This is a genomic window from Paracoccus sp. S4493, from assembly GCF_000967735.1.
In the GTDB taxonomy this organism is placed as follows: Bacteria; Pseudomonadota; Alphaproteobacteria; order Rhodobacterales; family Rhodobacteraceae; genus Paracoccus; species Paracoccus marcusii.
This window is the reverse complement of the sequence record NZ_JXYF01000214.1, coordinates 1-441: the sequence shown is the minus strand read 5'-3', so window position 1 is coordinate 441 and position 441 is coordinate 1. Positions and strand designations below refer to the sequence as shown.

At 63.5% G+C, this 441-nt stretch carries 2 pseudogenes; both read right to left on the bottom strand.

The annotated features are described in order from the left end of the window. Positions 1–212, bottom strand: a pseudogene (locus TW83_RS16415) (ribose ABC transporter permease); the annotation flags it as partial. Next, a pseudogene (locus TW83_RS16410) lies at positions 202–441 on the bottom strand (sugar ABC transporter ATP-binding protein); the annotation flags it as partial. The pseudogenes TW83_RS16410 and TW83_RS16415, both read right to left, overlap by 11 nt.

Here is a 441-nt window from a genome sequence, read left to right as displayed (position 1 = left end):
GTCAGGATGACGAAGGTCATGCCCACCGCCAGGATGCCCACGACCGACACCTGCCGCAGCACGTTCAGGATGTTGTTCACGGTGAAGAAGTTGTCGCTGGCGAAGGCCATCAGCACCGACACCACGATCAGCCCGACCAGGGGCAGCGCCAGGGGCGAATGCAGCAGCCAGTCGAAGGCGCGGTGCCTGGCGGTGTTTGCGTCATGCGACATGGTGGACCTTTCCCGTGGTTGCATGTGTCATGATCCCTTCCGAGGTGATCGCGTCCCCCTCGACCGTCGCGACGATCCCGCCAGAGCGGAAGACGCAGACCCGGTCGGCCATGCCGATGACTTCCGGCAGTTCTGACGAGATCATGATGATGGCGTATCCCTGCGCCGTGAACCGGCGCATCAGCTGATAGATTTCGGCCTTTGCGCCGACGTCGATGCCGCGCGTGGG